14 protein-coding genes are annotated in these 14,969 nt (G+C 71.5%); 9 read left to right on the top strand and 5 right to left on the bottom strand.

Annotated elements, in window-relative coordinates; genetic code table 11:
* Positions 1–87 precede the first annotated feature (87 nt).
* Complete coding sequence (locus CR470_RS06690; protein ID WP_097866663.1) at positions 88–696, bottom strand: hypothetical protein; 609 nt, start codon at positions 694–696, stop codon at positions 88–90.
* Between the two features lie 314 nt (positions 697–1,010).
* Here CR470_RS06690 and CR470_RS06685 point away from each other — a divergent pair, with 314 nt between their 5' ends.
* On the top strand, positions 1,011–1,838 hold the full coding sequence (locus CR470_RS06685) for a M23 family metallopeptidase (protein ID WP_097866662.1): 828 nt from the start codon (positions 1,011–1,013) through the stop codon (positions 1,836–1,838).
* A 69-nt stretch (positions 1,839–1,907) separates the two neighbouring features.
* On the opposite strand, the gene CR470_RS06680 is transcribed toward CR470_RS06685, so the two are convergent.
* Both CR470_RS06680 and CR470_RS06675 read right to left on the bottom strand, forming a co-directional pair.
* Entirely contained in the window at positions 1,908–2,321 is a 414-nt protein-coding gene (locus CR470_RS06680) for a nuclear transport factor 2 family protein (protein ID WP_097866661.1), read from the bottom strand.
* A gap of 103 nt (positions 2,322–2,424) precedes the next feature.
* Entirely contained in the window at positions 2,425–3,393 is a 969-nt protein-coding gene (locus CR470_RS06675; protein ID WP_097866660.1) for an NADP-dependent oxidoreductase, read from the bottom strand.
* A gap of 129 nt (positions 3,394–3,522) precedes the next feature.
* On the opposite strand from CR470_RS06675, the gene CR470_RS06670 reads away from it, so the two are divergent.
* Positions 3,523–4,494: a GlxA family transcriptional regulator gene (locus CR470_RS06670; RefSeq protein ID WP_097866659.1), complete on the top strand. Its 972-nt coding sequence runs from the start codon at positions 3,523–3,525 to the stop codon at positions 4,492–4,494.
* Between the two features lie 74 nt (positions 4,495–4,568).
* On the opposite strand, the gene CR470_RS06665 is transcribed toward CR470_RS06670, so the two are convergent.
* Entirely contained in the window at positions 4,569–5,003 is a 435-nt protein-coding gene (locus CR470_RS06665; RefSeq protein WP_257138471.1) for a VOC family protein, read from the bottom strand.
* Between the two features lie 234 nt (positions 5,004–5,237).
* Here CR470_RS06665 and CR470_RS06660 point away from each other — a divergent pair, with 234 nt between their 5' ends.
* From CR470_RS06660 to CR470_RS06630, 7 genes are all read left to right on the top strand, one after another.
* The gene (locus CR470_RS06660) at positions 5,238–6,182 is read left to right on the top strand and encodes a TIGR03619 family F420-dependent LLM class oxidoreductase (RefSeq protein ID WP_097866658.1); all 945 of its coding nucleotides are present in this window, start codon (positions 5,238–5,240) and stop codon (positions 6,180–6,182) included.
* An 11-nt stretch (positions 6,183–6,193) separates the two neighbouring features.
* Positions 6,194–6,991 (top strand): SDR family NAD(P)-dependent oxidoreductase, encoded by a 798-nt coding sequence (locus CR470_RS06655; protein ID WP_097866657.1) that lies wholly within the window; start codon positions 6,194–6,196, stop codon positions 6,989–6,991.
* Positions 6,992–7,110: 119 nt separating this feature from the next.
* Complete coding sequence (locus CR470_RS06650) at positions 7,111–8,235, top strand: LLM class flavin-dependent oxidoreductase (protein ID WP_097866656.1); 1,125 nt, start codon at positions 7,111–7,113, stop codon at positions 8,233–8,235.
* 277 nt (positions 8,236–8,512) lie between these two features.
* Positions 8,513–10,252, top strand: a complete 1,740-nt coding sequence (locus tag CR470_RS06645; RefSeq protein WP_097866655.1) for an N-acyl-D-amino-acid deacylase family protein — start codon at positions 8,513–8,515, stop codon at positions 10,250–10,252.
* Positions 10,249–11,715 (top strand): aldehyde dehydrogenase family protein, encoded by a 1,467-nt coding sequence (locus tag CR470_RS06640; RefSeq protein ID WP_097866654.1) that lies wholly within the window; start codon positions 10,249–10,251, stop codon positions 11,713–11,715. The genes CR470_RS06645 and CR470_RS06640 overlap by 4 nt, the downstream gene beginning before the upstream one ends.
* Before the next feature lie 227 nt (positions 11,716–11,942).
* A complete protein-coding gene (locus tag CR470_RS06635) occupies positions 11,943–13,529 on the top strand; it encodes an APC family permease (protein ID WP_097866653.1) in 1,587 nt (528 codons plus the stop codon).
* A gap of 36 nt (positions 13,530–13,565) precedes the next feature.
* Entirely contained in the window at positions 13,566–13,934 is a 369-nt protein-coding gene (locus CR470_RS06630) for a DUF6463 family protein (protein WP_097866652.1), read from the top strand.
* 106 nt (positions 13,935–14,040) lie between these two features.
* On the opposite strand, the gene CR470_RS06625 is transcribed toward CR470_RS06630, so the two are convergent.
* Entirely contained in the window at positions 14,041–14,769 is a 729-nt protein-coding gene (locus CR470_RS06625) for a siderophore-interacting protein (protein WP_097866651.1), read from the bottom strand.
* Positions 14,770–14,969 lie beyond the last annotated feature (200 nt).

The following is a 14,969-nucleotide window of genomic DNA, read 5'->3' as shown; positions in this document are numbered from 1 at the left end:
CGCCACCTGCGACACCCGCATGAGGAGAGCGGTGCTCAACTCTCCATGCACCGGTCCCGCCCCCGCTCCGGGTGTGGGCGGGACCGGTCAGGCCGCCCGGAGGACGTCACAGGAGCAGTGGCGGAACTCCAGACCGAGTTCCCGGTCCACGGCCGCGCTCGAACGCGTGGCGGCTTCGGAGACCTTCTCCCAGGAGCCGTACTTGAGGTAGAGCTGGTCCGCCGTCGGGCCGAGCGGGTTCCCGTACTTCTTCTGGTTGCGAGCCTCCAGCTCCGCGACCTGCTCCGGGGTCATGCCGGCGCGGACGACGTCCTTGGCGTCATTGCGCATCTGGACCAGAGCGCGGGCGATGTCCTCCTCCGAGCGCCCTTCGGCGCGCATCGCGCACTCCGTGCGTTCCATGTCCTCAAGGAGGTCGTGATAGCGCATCCGCTGTGCGCGGGCGACCTCGCGTTCCTGCGGCGTCTCGCTCCGGATCAGGCACACGACCGGTTCCGGACTGGTGCAGTCACCGTGATCCGGGGCCGCCTGCGAGACGGGCGCGACGACGACCGAACCGCATCCGGCGGAGGACGCGCACGGGTGCGCCGTGTGTTCGGCGGCGGAGGCGGACTGAAGCGGAAGGAAGACGACTTGGGCGACCAGCAGTGTGGGAACCACACGGCGGGCCAGCGAACGCAGGCTGTTCAGTGACATGCGCTCATGGTTCGGCACACCACCACGGGATCCGTGCATGGCGAGGCCGGACCACCCCTGCGGGCAGCCGACTCCACTCCGCCGGGTGAAGCCGGGCCGGGGGCCCGCCGAGGAGCGGCACCCCGGAAGCACTCCGGAGTCTCTTGAAGCACCCTGGAGGTCCCAGAGAAGCCCCCCGCGAGGTCTGTCCCTCCGCCGGAAGTTGCGGCACCCTGGTGTCCGTTCAACTCGCGTAGAGACACCGGCACTTGGTACTTCGTATCTCGCGCTCCGCACTCCGCTGCCCGGCTGTCGACCCGGAGGATTCCCCGCCCATGCGCTCGACCCGTACCAGTCTGCTGGCCCTGCTGGCGCTCCTCGGAGGACTGCTCACCGTCACCGCGGCCGCGAGCCCGGCCGCGGCCGCCCCCAACTTCAAAGCCCCGTACGCCTGCGGCCAGCAATGGACGTACAGCCATCACTCAGCCGAGGTCAGACAGGCTCTCGACTTCGTCCGCACGGACGGCGGGGCCACCGCCGGCTCCCCGGTCCTCGCCTCGGCCGCCGGAACCGCCTACCGCTACTCCCAGCCGAGCGGTGCGGGCAACTACATCGCGATCGAGCACGGCGGCGGCTGGAAGACGTACTACTTCCACCTCGCCGCGTTCTCCGTCGCCAACGGGGCCCAGATCGGCCAGGGCCAGCAGATCGGCACCACCGGCTCCACCGGGAACAGCTCCGGCGCCCACATCCACTACGAGCAGCTGTACAACGGCGTCGGCCAGAACATCGTGATCAACGGCCAGTCGCTCGCCCCGTATCCCGGCTCGTACTACAGCAAGTACCTGACCAGCGACAACGGTTGCGGTGGCGGCGGAAAGCACTGGGTCGACACCTTCGCCAACGCCACCGGCTACGCCGCCCCGAACACGGCCGACGCCCAGGGCGTCCTGAACGCCGGTACGAACTACGTGTACTGCAAGGTGTGGGGAGAGCGGGCCGGCACGGCCACCCAGTTCAACCACTGGTGGCTGCGCACCGACCTGGACACGGTGTACGCGGGCAAGAACGGCCGCAACGCGTACGTCTCCGCGTACTACCTCTCCCGCTGGGGCAACGACGAGGCCCGCGACAACAACGGGGCGGTGATCCCGGACTGCTGAGCGGCGGACGGACGATCCGAGGTGTGCCAGGCACCGAGGACTTCTTGCCGGCGCCCGGGCAGCACGTGGTCAGACGGCGAAGGCTTCGCTGATGGCGTGGCTGTCCTCGTACATGCGGTAGCCGGTGATCCTGCCGTCGGCTGCGGTGATGTGGAGGGCGAAGTGGTTGGTGAAGGTCTTGCCTGTGGCCAGGACCCCGAAGCGGTTGTGGCCGATGACCACGGCGTGGTCGCCGTCGACGACGGTCGTGGCGACGACGTACTCCTGTGCGGGGGTGAGGTGCTGGCCGAAGGAGGCGAAGAACGCGGCGATGTCGTCCTTGCCGGTGCGGCTGCCGGCCCAGGGGACGTGGGGAGCGCCGCCGACGTGGAAGTCGACGCCGTCGGCGAACAGGTCCAGCAGGGCGGGCATGTCGCCTGCGCCGAAGCGGGCGAAGAACGCGTCGACAACGTCACGGGTGCCGGCCGGGGTGGTGGTGCTCATGGTGATTCCGTTCTGTGTGGTGGTGCGGGTGGGATCGGGGCCGCCCGACGCAGGCTGGGGAACCGGCGGCATGGCTGCCGCCGGGCAGAAGCCGCGGGGCGGGTCAGGGGGTGACGGAGAGGACGATCTTGCCGGTGGTGCGGCCGGTCTCACCCAGCGTGTGGGCCCGAACGGCTTCTTCGAGGGGGAAGACCGCGTCGACCATCACGCGCAGGCGGCCGCCCTCGACCAGGGAGGTGACCTCGCGCAACCCCGCATGGTCGGGCTCGACGAGCATGAACACCGCCCGCACTCCGGCCGCCTCGGCCTCCTCGGCGGGGAAGGTGTCGTCCAGCGGCAGGATCGAGATCAGCGTGCCGCCCCGCCGCAGCGTTCGCAGGGACCGGGCCCAGGTGGGGCCGCCGAGGGTGTCCAGGACGACATCGACGTCGCGGAGGGTCTCGGCGAAGTCCTGGGTGCGGTAGTCGATCAGCTCGTCGGCGCCCAACGAGCGCAGCAGCTCGTGCTTGGCCGCGCCGGCGGTGCCGATGACGTAGGCGCCGCGGGCCTTGGCGATCTGCACGGCCAGGTGGCCGACGCCTCCGGCGGCGGCGTGGATCAGGACGCGTTCGCCGGGCCGGACGTTCGCGGTGTCCACCAGGGCCTGCCAGGCGGTCAGCGAGGCCAGCGGCAGAGCGCCGGCCTGGATGTGGTCCAGGCCATCGGGGCGCGGGGCGAAGTGCCGGGCCGGGGCGGCGACGTACTCGGCGTAGGCGCCCGCCGGGTGCGGGAAGCGCGGCATCCCGAACACCGCGTCGCCGGCCTCGAAGAGGGTCACCCCGCCGCCGACCGCCTCGACCACCCCGGCGACGTCGAAGCCCAGGGTGAACGGCGGCCTGGCCCCGGTGGCGAACACGCCGCGCTCGCGGGTCTTCCAGTCGGTCGGGTTCACGCCTGCCGCGTGCACCCGCACCAGGATCTCGCCCAGGCCCGCGACGGGCCGCCGCGCCTCGACGACCTTGAGGACCCCCGGGGCTCCGGCGGCGTCCTGGGAGACGGCGCGCATGGTCGAGGGGCTGGTGGCCTGGTCCATGATGACGTGCTCTTTTCAGCAGTGCGCTTCTCGTCGTTCGTGCCGTTTCTCCTGGGCACGTCCTCAGAGTGCCTGGGCGGAAAGCCCCCCAGTAGTGGCCCGATGGCCATGAAATGAAAGAATCGGGCCATGCATCACGTTGGCGTTCTGGCCCTGGAAGGCGTCGTTCCCTTCGAGCTCGGCATCCCCGCGCGGATTTTCGGCGCGGCTCGCGACGGCACGGGCAACCGGCTCTACTCCGTGACCACGTGCAGCCTGGACGGCAGCCCCGTCCGCACCGAGGCCGACTACCAGCTCACCGTCTCCCACGACGCCTCCCTGCTGGCCGCCGTCGACACCGTCGTCATCCCGCCCTCCCACGCGCTGGGCCCCGTCCGCGAGGAGGGCCGTCTGCCCGACACGCTGGGCGAGGCCATGGCGGCCATCCGCCCGGGGACCCGGATCGTGGCGATCTGCACCGGAACCTACGTGCTGGCCGCCGCGGGACTGCTCGACGGCCGGCCCGCCACCACCCACTGGCGCGAAGCCGACCGCCTGCAGCGCATGTTCACCACCGCGCGCATCAACCCCGACGTCCTTTTCATCGACGACGGCGAGATCCTCACCTCTGCCGGGGTCGCCGCCGGCATCGACCTGTGCCTGCACATCGTTCGCCGCGACCACGGCAGCGAGATCGCCAACGAGGTCGCCCGCTCCTGCGTCGTGCCGCCCTGGCGCGACGGCGGTCAGGCCCAGTACATCCAGCGCCCCGTCCCCGACCCCGCCGCCCCGGGCACCGCCCCCACACAGGCGTGGATCATGGAACACCTCGCTGAACCCGTCACCCTGGCCGACATGGCCGCCCACGCCAACGTCAGCGTGCGCACCTTCACCCGTCGCTTCCGCGGCGAGGTCGGCACCAGCCCCGGTCAGTGGCTCGTCCGCCAGCGCGTCGACCTGGCCCGGCACCTGCTGGAGACCACTGACTGGCCCGTCGACCTGGTCGCCGAACGCGCCGGACTCGGCACCGGTGTCTCCCTGCGCCAGCACCTTCATGCCGCCATCGGGGTCACACCCCAGGCATACCGCCGCACCTTCCGCCCCGCACCCGCAGCAGCCTGACAGGTCGCAGCTCGACCGGCTGTCCCGGCGGAGCGGATGACGCCCGCCTTCGTGGCCCGTGCGGAGGAGGGGATTCAGGGTGTTCCCGGGCCCTGGAGGATCTGGAGGTAGTTGCCCACCGGGTCCACGATCGTGGAGAAGAACCAGCCGTCCCCGGTGTCCTCGACCGGCCGCACCCAGGTCACCCCGAGTGTGTTGAGGTGCTTCTCGGCCGCCCGGATGTCGCGCACGGTGAGGTTGATCAGCTGCCGGCCCGGTTCGGCGGCCTTGTCCGCCACGTCGTCCCGTTCGTCGAACCCGATGATCGCCCCGGGGCCGACGATCAGCAGATGTTCCGCCCAGCGGGCGCCCAGGGGCTCCAGCGCGGCGCGGTACCAGGCGATCAGGGCGGCGGAGTCGGTGCTGCCGATGACGACCCCGAGGCCCGTGATGCCCGGGGTGTCGGTGTTTCCGTCGGTGGTGGTGTCGGTGGTGATGCCCGTGGTGTCGTCGTTCGTGGGGGGTGTCATCGTTGTTTCCCTTGCTCTGCCGATAGTGCGTGCCGTGTGCGGGCCGGGCCGCTCCGGCCGCCCGCTTTGTCCTGCCTGCCACTCATGACCGTTCCCGGCGGCGAAACTCATCGGTCACCGTCGCGGATGCGCCCCGATGTGCCCCCACCCCTTGTCTGATGGCCCGTCAGGTATGACGATGGCGGCCGTCGTCCGGGGCGGGACCGTCCCGGGCCGGAGGGGAAGGAGGCCGCCGTGCCGCTACTGCCCAGCGGGCCGCTGTCGTACGGGATGCAGCTACCGGTCCAGTCGCAGAGCGCCCTCTACGCGGAACCCTGGGAGGCTGCGGCGACCCCCGCGGATCTCGTCCGGGTCGCCCGCGCCGCCGATCACGGCGGCTTCGCCTACATCGCCGGCTGCGACCATGTCGCCATCCCCCGGCGGCTCGCCGAGGGCATGAGCACCGTCTGGTACGACCCCGTCGCCACGCTCGCCTTTCTCGCCGGGGTCACCGAGCACGTCCTCCTGATGAGCCATGTCGCCGTCGTCGGGCTGCGCCACCCGCTCGTCACCGCCAAGCAGTACGCCACCCTCGACCACCTCAGCGGAGGGCGGCTGATCCTCGGGGTCGGGGCCGGGCACGTGCGGGAGGAGTTCGAGGCGGTCGGGGCGGACTTCGACGGGCGCGGCGGCGTCCTCGACGAGAGCATCGACGCGCTGCGGGCCGCGCTCGGGCCCGAGGAGTACCCGGAGTTCACGGGAGAGCGGTTCTCGTTCGGCGGGCTCGGCCAGTTGCCCCGGCCGGCCCAGGAACGGGTGCCGATCTGGGTGGGCGGCTCCTCGCCCGCCGCCACCCGCCGGGCCGCCGTGCGCGGGGACGGGTGGCTGCCGCAGGGCGGTGCCCGGGACCGGCTGCCCGCGCAGATCGCCCGGGTGCACGCCCTGCGGGAGGAGGCGGGGATCGAGGAGTCGATCGTCATCGGTGCGATCACCGAGCCGCTGTACGTGGGGGAGCCGGCGTGGCCCGTGGGGCGGCGGACGCTCACAGGGAAGCCGGAGGCGCTCGCGGAGTCGTTGCGGGAGTACGCGGCGATCGGCGTGCACCAGATCCAGGTGCGCTTCCGGAGCCGCGGCGTGGACGAACTGACCGATCAGATGGCGGCGTTCGGTGCGGACGTGGCACCTCGTCTCGACAGGTAGGGGAGAGCGTCATGGGCAAGCTGGACGGGCGGGTCGTCCTGGTCACCGGGGCGGCGCGCGGGCAGGGCGAGCAGGAGGCGCGGCTCTTCGCGGCCGAGGGGGCGCGGGTCGTCGTCGCCGATGTGCTGGTCGAGCAGGGGGAGGCGCTGGCGAAGGAGCTATGCGAGGAGTTCGGTGCGGACGCCGCCCGGTTCGTCCGGCTGGACGTGGGGAGTGAGGAGGACTGGGCCGCCGCCGTCGCCGTGGCCAAGGACGCCTACGGGAAGATCGACGGGCTCGTCAACAACGCGGGCATCCTGCGCTTCAACGAGCTGGTCAACACCCCGCTGGGGGAGTTCGAGCAGGTGGTGCGGGTCAATATGACGGGGGCGTTCCTCGGGATACGCGCCGTCGCGCCCGAGATCGAGGCCGCGGGCGGCGGGACGATCGTCAACACGTCCTCGTACACCGGTCTGACCGGCATGCCCCTGGTGGGCGCGTACGCCGCGACCAAGCACGCCGTGCTGGGGCTCACCAAGGTCGCCGCCATGGAGCTGGCGGGGAAGGGCATCCGGGTCAACGCCGTCTGTCCGGGGGCCGTCGACACCGCGATGAGCAACCCGGCCCTGCTGGACGCGGACGCCGACCTGTCGGCGTCCGGCGCCGCCCTGGACGCGTACTACCGCAAGCTCGTGCCGATGGGGCGGATCGGCCGGCCCGAGGAGGTCGCCGCGCTGGTCCTGTTCCTGTCCTCGCAGGACTCCTCGTACATCACCGGGCAGCCGTTCGTCATCGACGGGGGATGGCTGGCCGGGGTCAGCCCTTTCTGACGCGACGTCAGGTATTGACGGGTCGCGGTGGCGGTGGAACAGTCGGTCGCATCACGATCTGACGATGCGTCAGAAAAGTTGCCGGAAGCACATGAAGAACTTGAGGACGGTGAACCTCCGTGGAATTCGGGCTCTTTGTTCAGGGGTACGTGCCCGCCGCGCGTGCCAAGGTGGACCCCGAGGCAGAGCACAAGGCGCTGATCGAGGAGACCGAGTACGTCATCCAGGCGGACAAGTCCGGCTTCAAGTACGCCTGGGCCTCCGAGCACCACTTCCTGGAGGAGTACTCGCACCTCTCCGCCAACGACGTGTACCTCGGCTATCTCGCGCACGCCACCGAGCGCATCCACCTCGGCTCCGGCATCTTCAACCCGCTCGCGCCCGTCAACCATCCGGTGAAGGTCGCCGAGAAGGTCGCGATGCTCGACCATCTCTCCGAGGGGCGCTTCGAGTTCGGCACCGGACGCGGGGCGGGCAGCCACGAGATCCTCGGGTTCATGCCGGGCATCACCGACATGAACCACACCAAGGAGCTGTGGGAGGAGACGATCGCCGAGTTCCCCAAGATGTGGCTCCAGGACGAGTACGTCGGCTTCCAGGGCAAGCACTGGTCCCTCCCGCCGCGCAAGATCCTTCCGAAGCCGTACGGGAAGTCCCACCCGGCCATGTGGTACGCGGCCGGGTCGCCGTCCTCGTACGCCATGGCGGGGAAGAAGGGGCTCGGCGTGCTGGGCTTCAGCGTGCAGAAGGTCTCCGACATGGAGTGGGTCGTCGAGTCCTACAAGAACGCGGTCAAGGACGCCGAGCCGGTGGGCGCCTTCGTCAACGACAACGTGATGGTGACGTCCACCGCGATCTGCGCCGAGACGCACGCCGAGGCGGTGGAGATCGCGGTCGGCGGCGGGCTCAACTACCTCCAGTCGCTGCTGTTCCGCTACCACGACACGTTCCCCCGGCCCGAGGGGATACCGGAGTGGCCGCAGCTGCTGCCGGAGTACACCGAGGAGATCGTCGAGCTGCTCATCGCGGAGGAGCTGATGATCTGCGGGGACCCCGACGAGGTGCTGAAGCAGTGCCGGCGGTGGGACCGGGCGGGGGCGGACCAGTTGAGCTTCGGGCTGCCGATCGGGATCAGTCCCGAGGACACGATGAACACGATTCGGCTGATCGGGGAGCACGTGATTCCGCAGATCGACACGGATCCCGTGCACCGGACCACGCGGTTCCGGGCCGCCACGGATTGAGGCCCACGTCGGGGCTCCGCCCCGAGCCCCGCGCCTCAAACGCCGGCGGGGCTGGAAACGGCCACCCGCAGCCTCTGTCCGCCGGTGAGGCTGAGCCCTGGGCTCGGGCGCGCCTCACACGCCCGCGGGGCCGGACAGGCCGGGCGGCGTCTTCCCGGACCGCCGCCCTGATGAGCCGGGGTGCGCACCGCGGCCGAGAGCGTGCGCACCCCGGCTGTCCCACACACCCGAGCTGTGCCACCCGAGCCGGAGAAGGAACCCCGAGAAGGGAACCGTCATGCTCGACCACCTCATCCGCCGCGCGACCGTCGTGGACGGCACCGGCGGGCCCGCGTACACCGCCGACGTCGGTATCCGGGGCGGCCGGATCGCCGTCGTCGCCGAGCCGGGGACGATCACCGAAGAGGCCGTCACCGGCGAGGACGCCGACGGGCTCGTCCTCGCCCCCGGCTTCGTCGACCCGCACACCCACTACGACGCCCAGCTCTTCTGGGACCCCTACGCCACCCCCTCCATGAACCACGGCGTCACCACCGTCGCGGGCGGCAACTGCGGGTTCACCCTCGCCCCGCTCCACCCCGACCGGCCCGAGGACGCCGACTACACCCGGCGGATGATGTCGCGGGTCGAAGGCATGGCGCTCGCCGCGCTGGAGGAAGGCGTCGACTGGACCTGGTCCACCTTCCGCGAGTACCTCGACGCCCTCGAAGGGCGCATCGCCGTCAACGCCGGGTTCATGGTCGGGCACTGCGCCCTGCGGCGGCACGTCATGGGCGCCGACGCGGTCGGCGGGCAGCCCACCCCGGCCCAGCTGGACGCCATGCTCGCCCTCTTCCACGACGCGATGGACGCCGGGGCCTGGGGGCTCTCCACCACCCAGTCCTCCACCCACACCGACGGCGACGGCGAGCCCGTCGCCTCCCGGCACGCCCGGCCGGAGGAGCTGCTCGCCCTCTCCCGCGCGGTCGGCGAGCACGAGGGGACCCAGCTCGAAGCGATCGTCGCCGGGTGCCTGGACCAGTTCTCCGACGAGGAGATCGACCTCCTCGTCGACATGACCGCCGCGGCCGGACGCCCGCTCAACTGGAACGTCCTCACCATCGACGCCGCCGTCCCCGAACGCGTACCGCGCCAGCTGGTCCCCAGCGAGCGCGCCCGCCGCGCCGGCGGCCGGATCGTGGCCCTCACCATGCCGATCCTGACGCCCATGAACATGTCGCTCGGCACCTTCTGCGCCCTCAACCTCATCCCCGGCTGGGGCGAGATCCTCGCCCTTCCCGTCCCCGAGCGCATCGAACGCCTCCGGGACGCCGGCACCCGCGCCGAGATGCTGCGCCGCGCCGACAGCAAGGAGGCCGGGGTCTTCCGGCGGCTCGCCAACTTCGGCCGGTACGTCATCGGGGACACCTACAGCGCCGCCAACGAGGGGCTCGGCGGGCGGGTCGTCAACGACATCGCCGCCGAACGCGGCCAGGACGCCTTCCACTGCCTGGTCGAGATCTGCGCGGCCGACGACCTGCGTACGGTCCTGTGGCCGATGCCCACCGACAACGACCCGGACTCCTGGGCGCTGCGGCAGCGGACCTGGGAGCACGAGGACGTCATGCTCGGCGGCTCCGACGCGGGCGCGCACCTGGACCGGATGTGCGGGGCCCCGTACACCACCCGCTTCCTCGGCGACTGTCTGCGCGGGCGCAAGCTCGTCCCGCTGACCGCCGCCGTCAAGATGCTCACCGACGACCCCGCCCGGCTCTTCGGGCTGCGTGAGCGCGGCCGGATCGAGGAGGGCTTCCACGCCGACCTCGTCCTCTTCGACCCCGAGCGCATCGACGCCGGGCCCGCCACCCTCGTCCACGACCTGCCCGGGGACAGCCCGCGCCTGGACTCCAGCGCCATCGGGATCGTCTCCGTACGCGTCAACGGGATCGAGACCCTGCGCGACGACAAGGTGACGGGGGCGGTGCCGGGGGCGGTGCTGCGCTCGGGCCGTGACACCCGGACGGTGAGTACCGCGTGAGCGGCAGCAGCCCCGGCAGGCTCTTCATCGGCGGCGCGTGGACCGAACCCGACGGCGGCCACTACGAGGTGATCGACCCCGCCACCGAGGAGGTCGTCGGTCTCGCCCCGGAGGCGAGCCGCGCCCAGGTGTACGAGGCCGCCGCGGCGGCCAAGGAGGCCTTCGGCCCCTGGTCGCGGACCCGGCCCGAGGAGCGTGCCACGATCCTGGACCGGGCGGCGGACCTCGTCCAGCGCGACTTCCTCGCGCACGCCGAGGTCGCCCGCGCGGAGAGCGGGGCCACCGCCTCCACCGCCCGTGGCATGCAGGTCGCGGTGGGCGTCGCGCGCTTCCGGCGGTACGCGAAGGGGGCCCTGGAGCCCGTCGAGGAGGCCGTCGCACCTCAGATCAACGAGGCCGGGCCGATGGGGCGGGCCGGGGTCTTCGGAGCGCTGGCCGTACGCCAGCCGGTCGGCGTGGTCACCTGCGTCACCTCGTACAACAACCCCTGGGCCAACCCGGCGGGCAAGATCGCGCCCGCGCTCGCGATGGGCAACACGGTCGTGGTGAAGCCCGCCCCGCAGGACCCGCTCTCCGTCTACCGGATGGCCGCCGTGCTCGCGGAGGCGGGCGTTCCGCCGGGCGTCGTGAACGTCGTCACGGGGTCGGGCGCGGAGGTGGGGGAGGCGGCTGTGGACTCCGGGGACGTCGACATGGTCAGCTTCACCGGGTCCACCGCCGTCGGGCAGCGCATCGCGGAGGTGTGCGGGCGCGGGATGAAGCGGCAGCTGATGGAGCTGGGCGGCAAGGGCGCCGCGCTCGTCCTCGACGACGCGGACCTGGACGCGGCGGTCGCGGGCATCGGCACGACGTTCTCCTTCTACAGCGGACAGATCTGTACGGCCCCGACCCGCGTCCTCGTCCAACGGTCCCGCCAGGACGAGCTGATCGCCGCGCTGGCCGCGTACGCGGACCGGCTCACCGTCGGCGACCCGGCCGACCGGGCCACCGTGGTCGGCCCGGTCATCTCCGCGGCCCACCGCGACCGCGTCGAGGCGTACGTGGAGCTGGGCCGGAAGGAAGGCGCGCGGGTCGTCACGGGCGGCGCCCGCCCCGGCCACCTGGACCGGGGCTTCTACGTGGCCCCCACCCTCCTCGCCGGCTGCACGCCCGACATGCGGGTCGTCCGCGAGGAGATATTCGGACCGGTCGTGGTGGTCGTCCCCTTCGACGACGAGGAGGAGGCCGTCGCCCTGGCCAACGACAGCGACTACGGCCTCATCGACTACGTGTGGTCCGGCGACGTGGCCCGCGCGTTCCGCGTCGCCCGCCGGCTGCGCGCGGGCGGGGTCGGCGTCAACACGGTCGGGCGGAACATGGAAGCCCCGTTCGGCGGTTTCAAGAGGAGCGGAGTGGGGCGGGACGTGGGCTCGTACGCACTGCGCGCCTACAGCGAGACGCAGGCGATCGTCTGGCCCGGCTGAGGTCGCTTCCCCGGGCCACGGGAAAATTTTGAATCGTCACAAAGCGGACTGTGCTGCGATTACCGTACGCCGTCAGGCTCGGTCGAGCGGCATGCAATGCAAGGTTCCATGTGAATGTGACCTTGAATTGATGAAGTGTTCACGGGGAGTTGGCTGATATATCCAAGGGTGAGACGTTGGAGTCTCACGCTCCGGATGTGGATATCGCAGCGCATAGCGTCCTCCTCATGACTCAGCTGGACGCGCGGCCACGGGCCGGAGACACGGTACGGGGAAGCGCCCCGGCCGACGGCGGTGACGGCCGTGGCGGCGTACGCGGCAAGGGGCTCGGCGGGAACTCCGTCGGCCTCATGGGCAGCGCCGTCATCGGCGTCTCCACCGTCGCCCCCGTCTACTGCCTGACCTCCACCCTCGGCTCCACCGCCGGAGAGGTCGGCGTGCAGATGCCCGCCGTCTTCCTGGCCGGATTCCTGCCGATGCTGCTCGTGGCCTTCGCCTACCGCGAGCTGAACCGGGCGATGCCGGACTGCGGCACCTCCTTCACCTGGACGGTGAAGGCGTTCGGCCCGCGCGTCGGCTGGATGTGCGGCTGGGGCCTGGTGATCGCGACGATCATCGTGCTGTCCAATCTGGCGGGCGTCGCCACCTCGTACTTCTGGCTGCTCGCGGGGGAGATCACCGGCAGCGCGTCGGTCGCCGCCCTGGACGACAGCAAGCCGGTCCACATCCTCACCTGCCTGGTTCTCATCGCCGTCGCCACCGCCATCAGCTACCGGGGGATGACCGCCACCAAGGGAATCCAGTACGCCCTGGTCGGGCTCCAGTTGGCCGTCCTCGCCGTGTTCGTGGCGATGGCCCTGGCCAAGGCGGGCGGCGACGGGCCGGACTTCGCGTCCTCGCTCGACTTCTCCTGGTCCTGGCTGAACCCCTTCGCCGTCCAGTCCTTCGCGGCCTTCACGGCCGGGCTGTCCCTCTCGATCTTCATGTTCTGGGGCTGGGACGCCTGTCTGACCGCCAACGAGGAGACCACCGGCAGCGAGAAGACCCCCGGCCGCGCGGCCCTCATCGCGATGGTCGTCCTGGTCGGCTCCTACCTCGCCACCGGCATCGCCGCGCAGATGGCCGTCGGCTCCGGCACCTCCGGACTCGGCCTCGCCAACCCGGAGACCTCCGACAACGTCTTCGCCGCCCTCGCCGGGCCGGTGATGGGCCCCGGCCTCGGCGTGCTGCTCTTCGTCGCCGTCCTCGCCTCGGCCGCCGCCAGCCTCCAGACCACGTTCATCCCGGTCGCCCGCACGGTGCTCGCGATGTCCGCGTACGAGGCGATGCCGGCCTCGTACGCCAAGGTCCACCCCCGCTTCAAAACCCCTGGCCGGGCGACGATCACGGCGGGCATCGGCACCGGCGTCTTCTACACCGTGATGACCCTGGTCAGCGAGCACGTCCTGGTCGACACCATCTACGCGCTCGGCCTCATGATCTGCTTCTACTACGCGCTGACCGCCTTCGCCTGCGTCTGGTACTTCCGCGCCGAACTGACCCGCTCCGCCCGGGACCTGGTCTTCAAGGGCCTCTTCCCGCTGCTCGGCGGCGCTCTGCTCGCCGCCGTCTTCGCCAAGACCCTCTACGACATGTGGGACCCGGCGTACGGCTCCGGATCCTCGGTCCTCGGCGTCGGGTCGGTGTTCGTCATCGGGGTCGGGCTGCTGCTCCTCGGCGTGGTGCTCATGGTCGCGATGGAGCGCCGCAGTCCGGCGTTCTTCCGGGGCGAGGTCCTGACGAAGGAGACCCCGGCCCTCGTGGTCGAGGACTGACCCCGTCGGGCCGTGCGGGGCCCGTACGCTGAGGCCATGACGCGACGTTCGATGGGGCGCTGGCTCCAGGTGGTCGGAATCGCCCACGGCGCCATCGGCGCGGTGATCTACCGCGACGTGCTCGCCGACCTGGGACGGGACGTGGTCGACTCCGTGCCCGACCGGGGCGACCGTGCCGCCGCCTTCTGGTTCATGGCCGCCGCCCCCACTCTGTGGCTGGGCGGCCGGCTGCTGCGCTCGGCGGAGGAGTACGACGACATCCCGGCCCAGCGCGCGGCGGGCATCGCCCTGGCCGCCGTCGGCGTGGTGGGCACGGTGGCCATGCCGAAGAGCGGGTTTCCGAGCCTGGTGGGAATCGGCGGCATCCTGCTGCGCAGGTCGCTGCGGTCCAGGGGCGGCGCGTAGGCGCGCACGGCGAGCGCCGGAAGCGGCAGGAATCCCCGGGACCGCCCCGGCGCCGCAGCGGCCCCCGGAATCCCCGGGGCCGCCCCGTCGCCGCAGCGGCCGGCCCCTACGGCCGCCAGTAACCCAGCGCGTTCACCCGGTCCTTGGGCAGGCCCAGCTCCTTGCGGAGGTACGCCGACAGGGTCCGGGTGGTCGCCGTGTCGCACGCGACCCAGACGTACGCGTCCGTGTGGTCCTCGCCCAGCAGCTCCGGCAGGGCCGCCCGCACCTCGGAGACGAGCCGCGCGCCCGCCTCGGCGCGCTCCACGTGGTGCAGGGTGTGGTGGGCCTCGTCCAGGCGGAACGGCAGTTTCCGGTCCTCCTCGTGCGCGGTCTCGAACCAGATCGTCGCCGGGGTCGACGGGACCGCGTCCAGCAGGGAGTTGATCGCGGGCAGCGCCGCCGCGTCACCGATCACGAAGAGCCGCGAGGGCGCCGGATCGGGCAGCGTGAAGCCGGTGCCCTGGAGCGTCGCGTCGATCGTCCCGCCGATCTCGACGGTCGTCGCCCAGTCGCAGGCGGGTCCCGCGTGCAGGGCGAACTCCAGGGCGAACGTGCCCGTCTCCGGGTCGGGGTCCACCAAGGTGTAGGCGCGCTGATGCGGCTTGCCGTCCTTCTCGAACCACAGCCGCACCCACATCGTCGGGTGGGCCCCGCCGGTCGCGGCGAGCAGCCCGCCATCGGTCGCGTGCACCCGGCGGAAGCGGTCCGTGACCTGTTCCGTGCCGGTCACCGTGAAGGTGAAGTCACGCCCCCGGAACAGTTTGAGAACGACGCCTTCCCAGCCATGCCCCACGGTGTCTCCTGCCTCGCCCCGGCGCCCCGGCCCACTGCCCAAAAGGTCACTTTAGGTAAGGCTAACCTAAATCGCGAGGGCTGGGGAGTGGCCGAGAACCACCGAAGCGGGGGAGCGGCGAGACGATGACGCTCCGCTGGCCGTGCCGTGGCCCGCGGAGCGCGGAGGGGTCTACGGGGCCGGGTCCGACCCGTCCGGGC

Origin of the sequence: Streptomyces sp. rh34, assembly GCF_002551245.1 — a bacterium.
Lineage (GTDB): Bacteria > Actinomycetota > Actinomycetes > Streptomycetales > Streptomycetaceae > Streptomyces.
The sequence above is the reverse complement of the archived record's forward strand: the minus strand, read 5'-3'. Positions and strand labels throughout refer to the sequence as shown.

Excerpts from the sequence above, each read along its gene's own strand:
- CR470_RS06665 (WP_257138471.1), bottom strand. The coding sequence starts at position 5,003 with ATGACACCCCCCACGAACGACGACACCACGGGCATCACCACCGACACC.
- CR470_RS06655 (WP_097866657.1), top strand. The coding sequence starts at position 6,194 with ATGGGCAAGCTGGACGGGCGGGTCGTCCTGGTCACCGGGGCGGCGCGC.
- CR470_RS06635 (WP_097866653.1), top strand. The coding sequence starts at position 11,943 with ATGACTCAGCTGGACGCGCGGCCACGGGCCGGAGACACGGTACGGGGA.
- CR470_RS06685 (WP_097866662.1), top strand. The coding sequence starts at position 1,011 with ATGCGCTCGACCCGTACCAGTCTGCTGGCCCTGCTGGCGCTCCTCGGA.
- CR470_RS06680 (WP_097866661.1), bottom strand. The coding sequence starts at position 2,321 with ATGAGCACCACCACCCCGGCCGGCACCCGTGACGTTGTCGACGCGTTC.
- CR470_RS06670 (WP_097866659.1), top strand. The coding sequence starts at position 3,523 with ATGCATCACGTTGGCGTTCTGGCCCTGGAAGGCGTCGTTCCCTTCGAG.
- CR470_RS06645 (WP_097866655.1), top strand. The coding sequence starts at position 8,513 with ATGCTCGACCACCTCATCCGCCGCGCGACCGTCGTGGACGGCACCGGC.
- CR470_RS06690 (WP_097866663.1), bottom strand. The coding sequence starts at position 696 with ATGTCACTGAACAGCCTGCGTTCGCTGGCCCGCCGTGTGGTTCCCACA.
- CR470_RS06630 (WP_097866652.1), top strand. The coding sequence starts at position 13,566 with ATGACGCGACGTTCGATGGGGCGCTGGCTCCAGGTGGTCGGAATCGCC.
- CR470_RS06675 (WP_097866660.1), bottom strand. The coding sequence starts at position 3,393 with ATGGACCAGGCCACCAGCCCCTCGACCATGCGCGCCGTCTCCCAGGAC.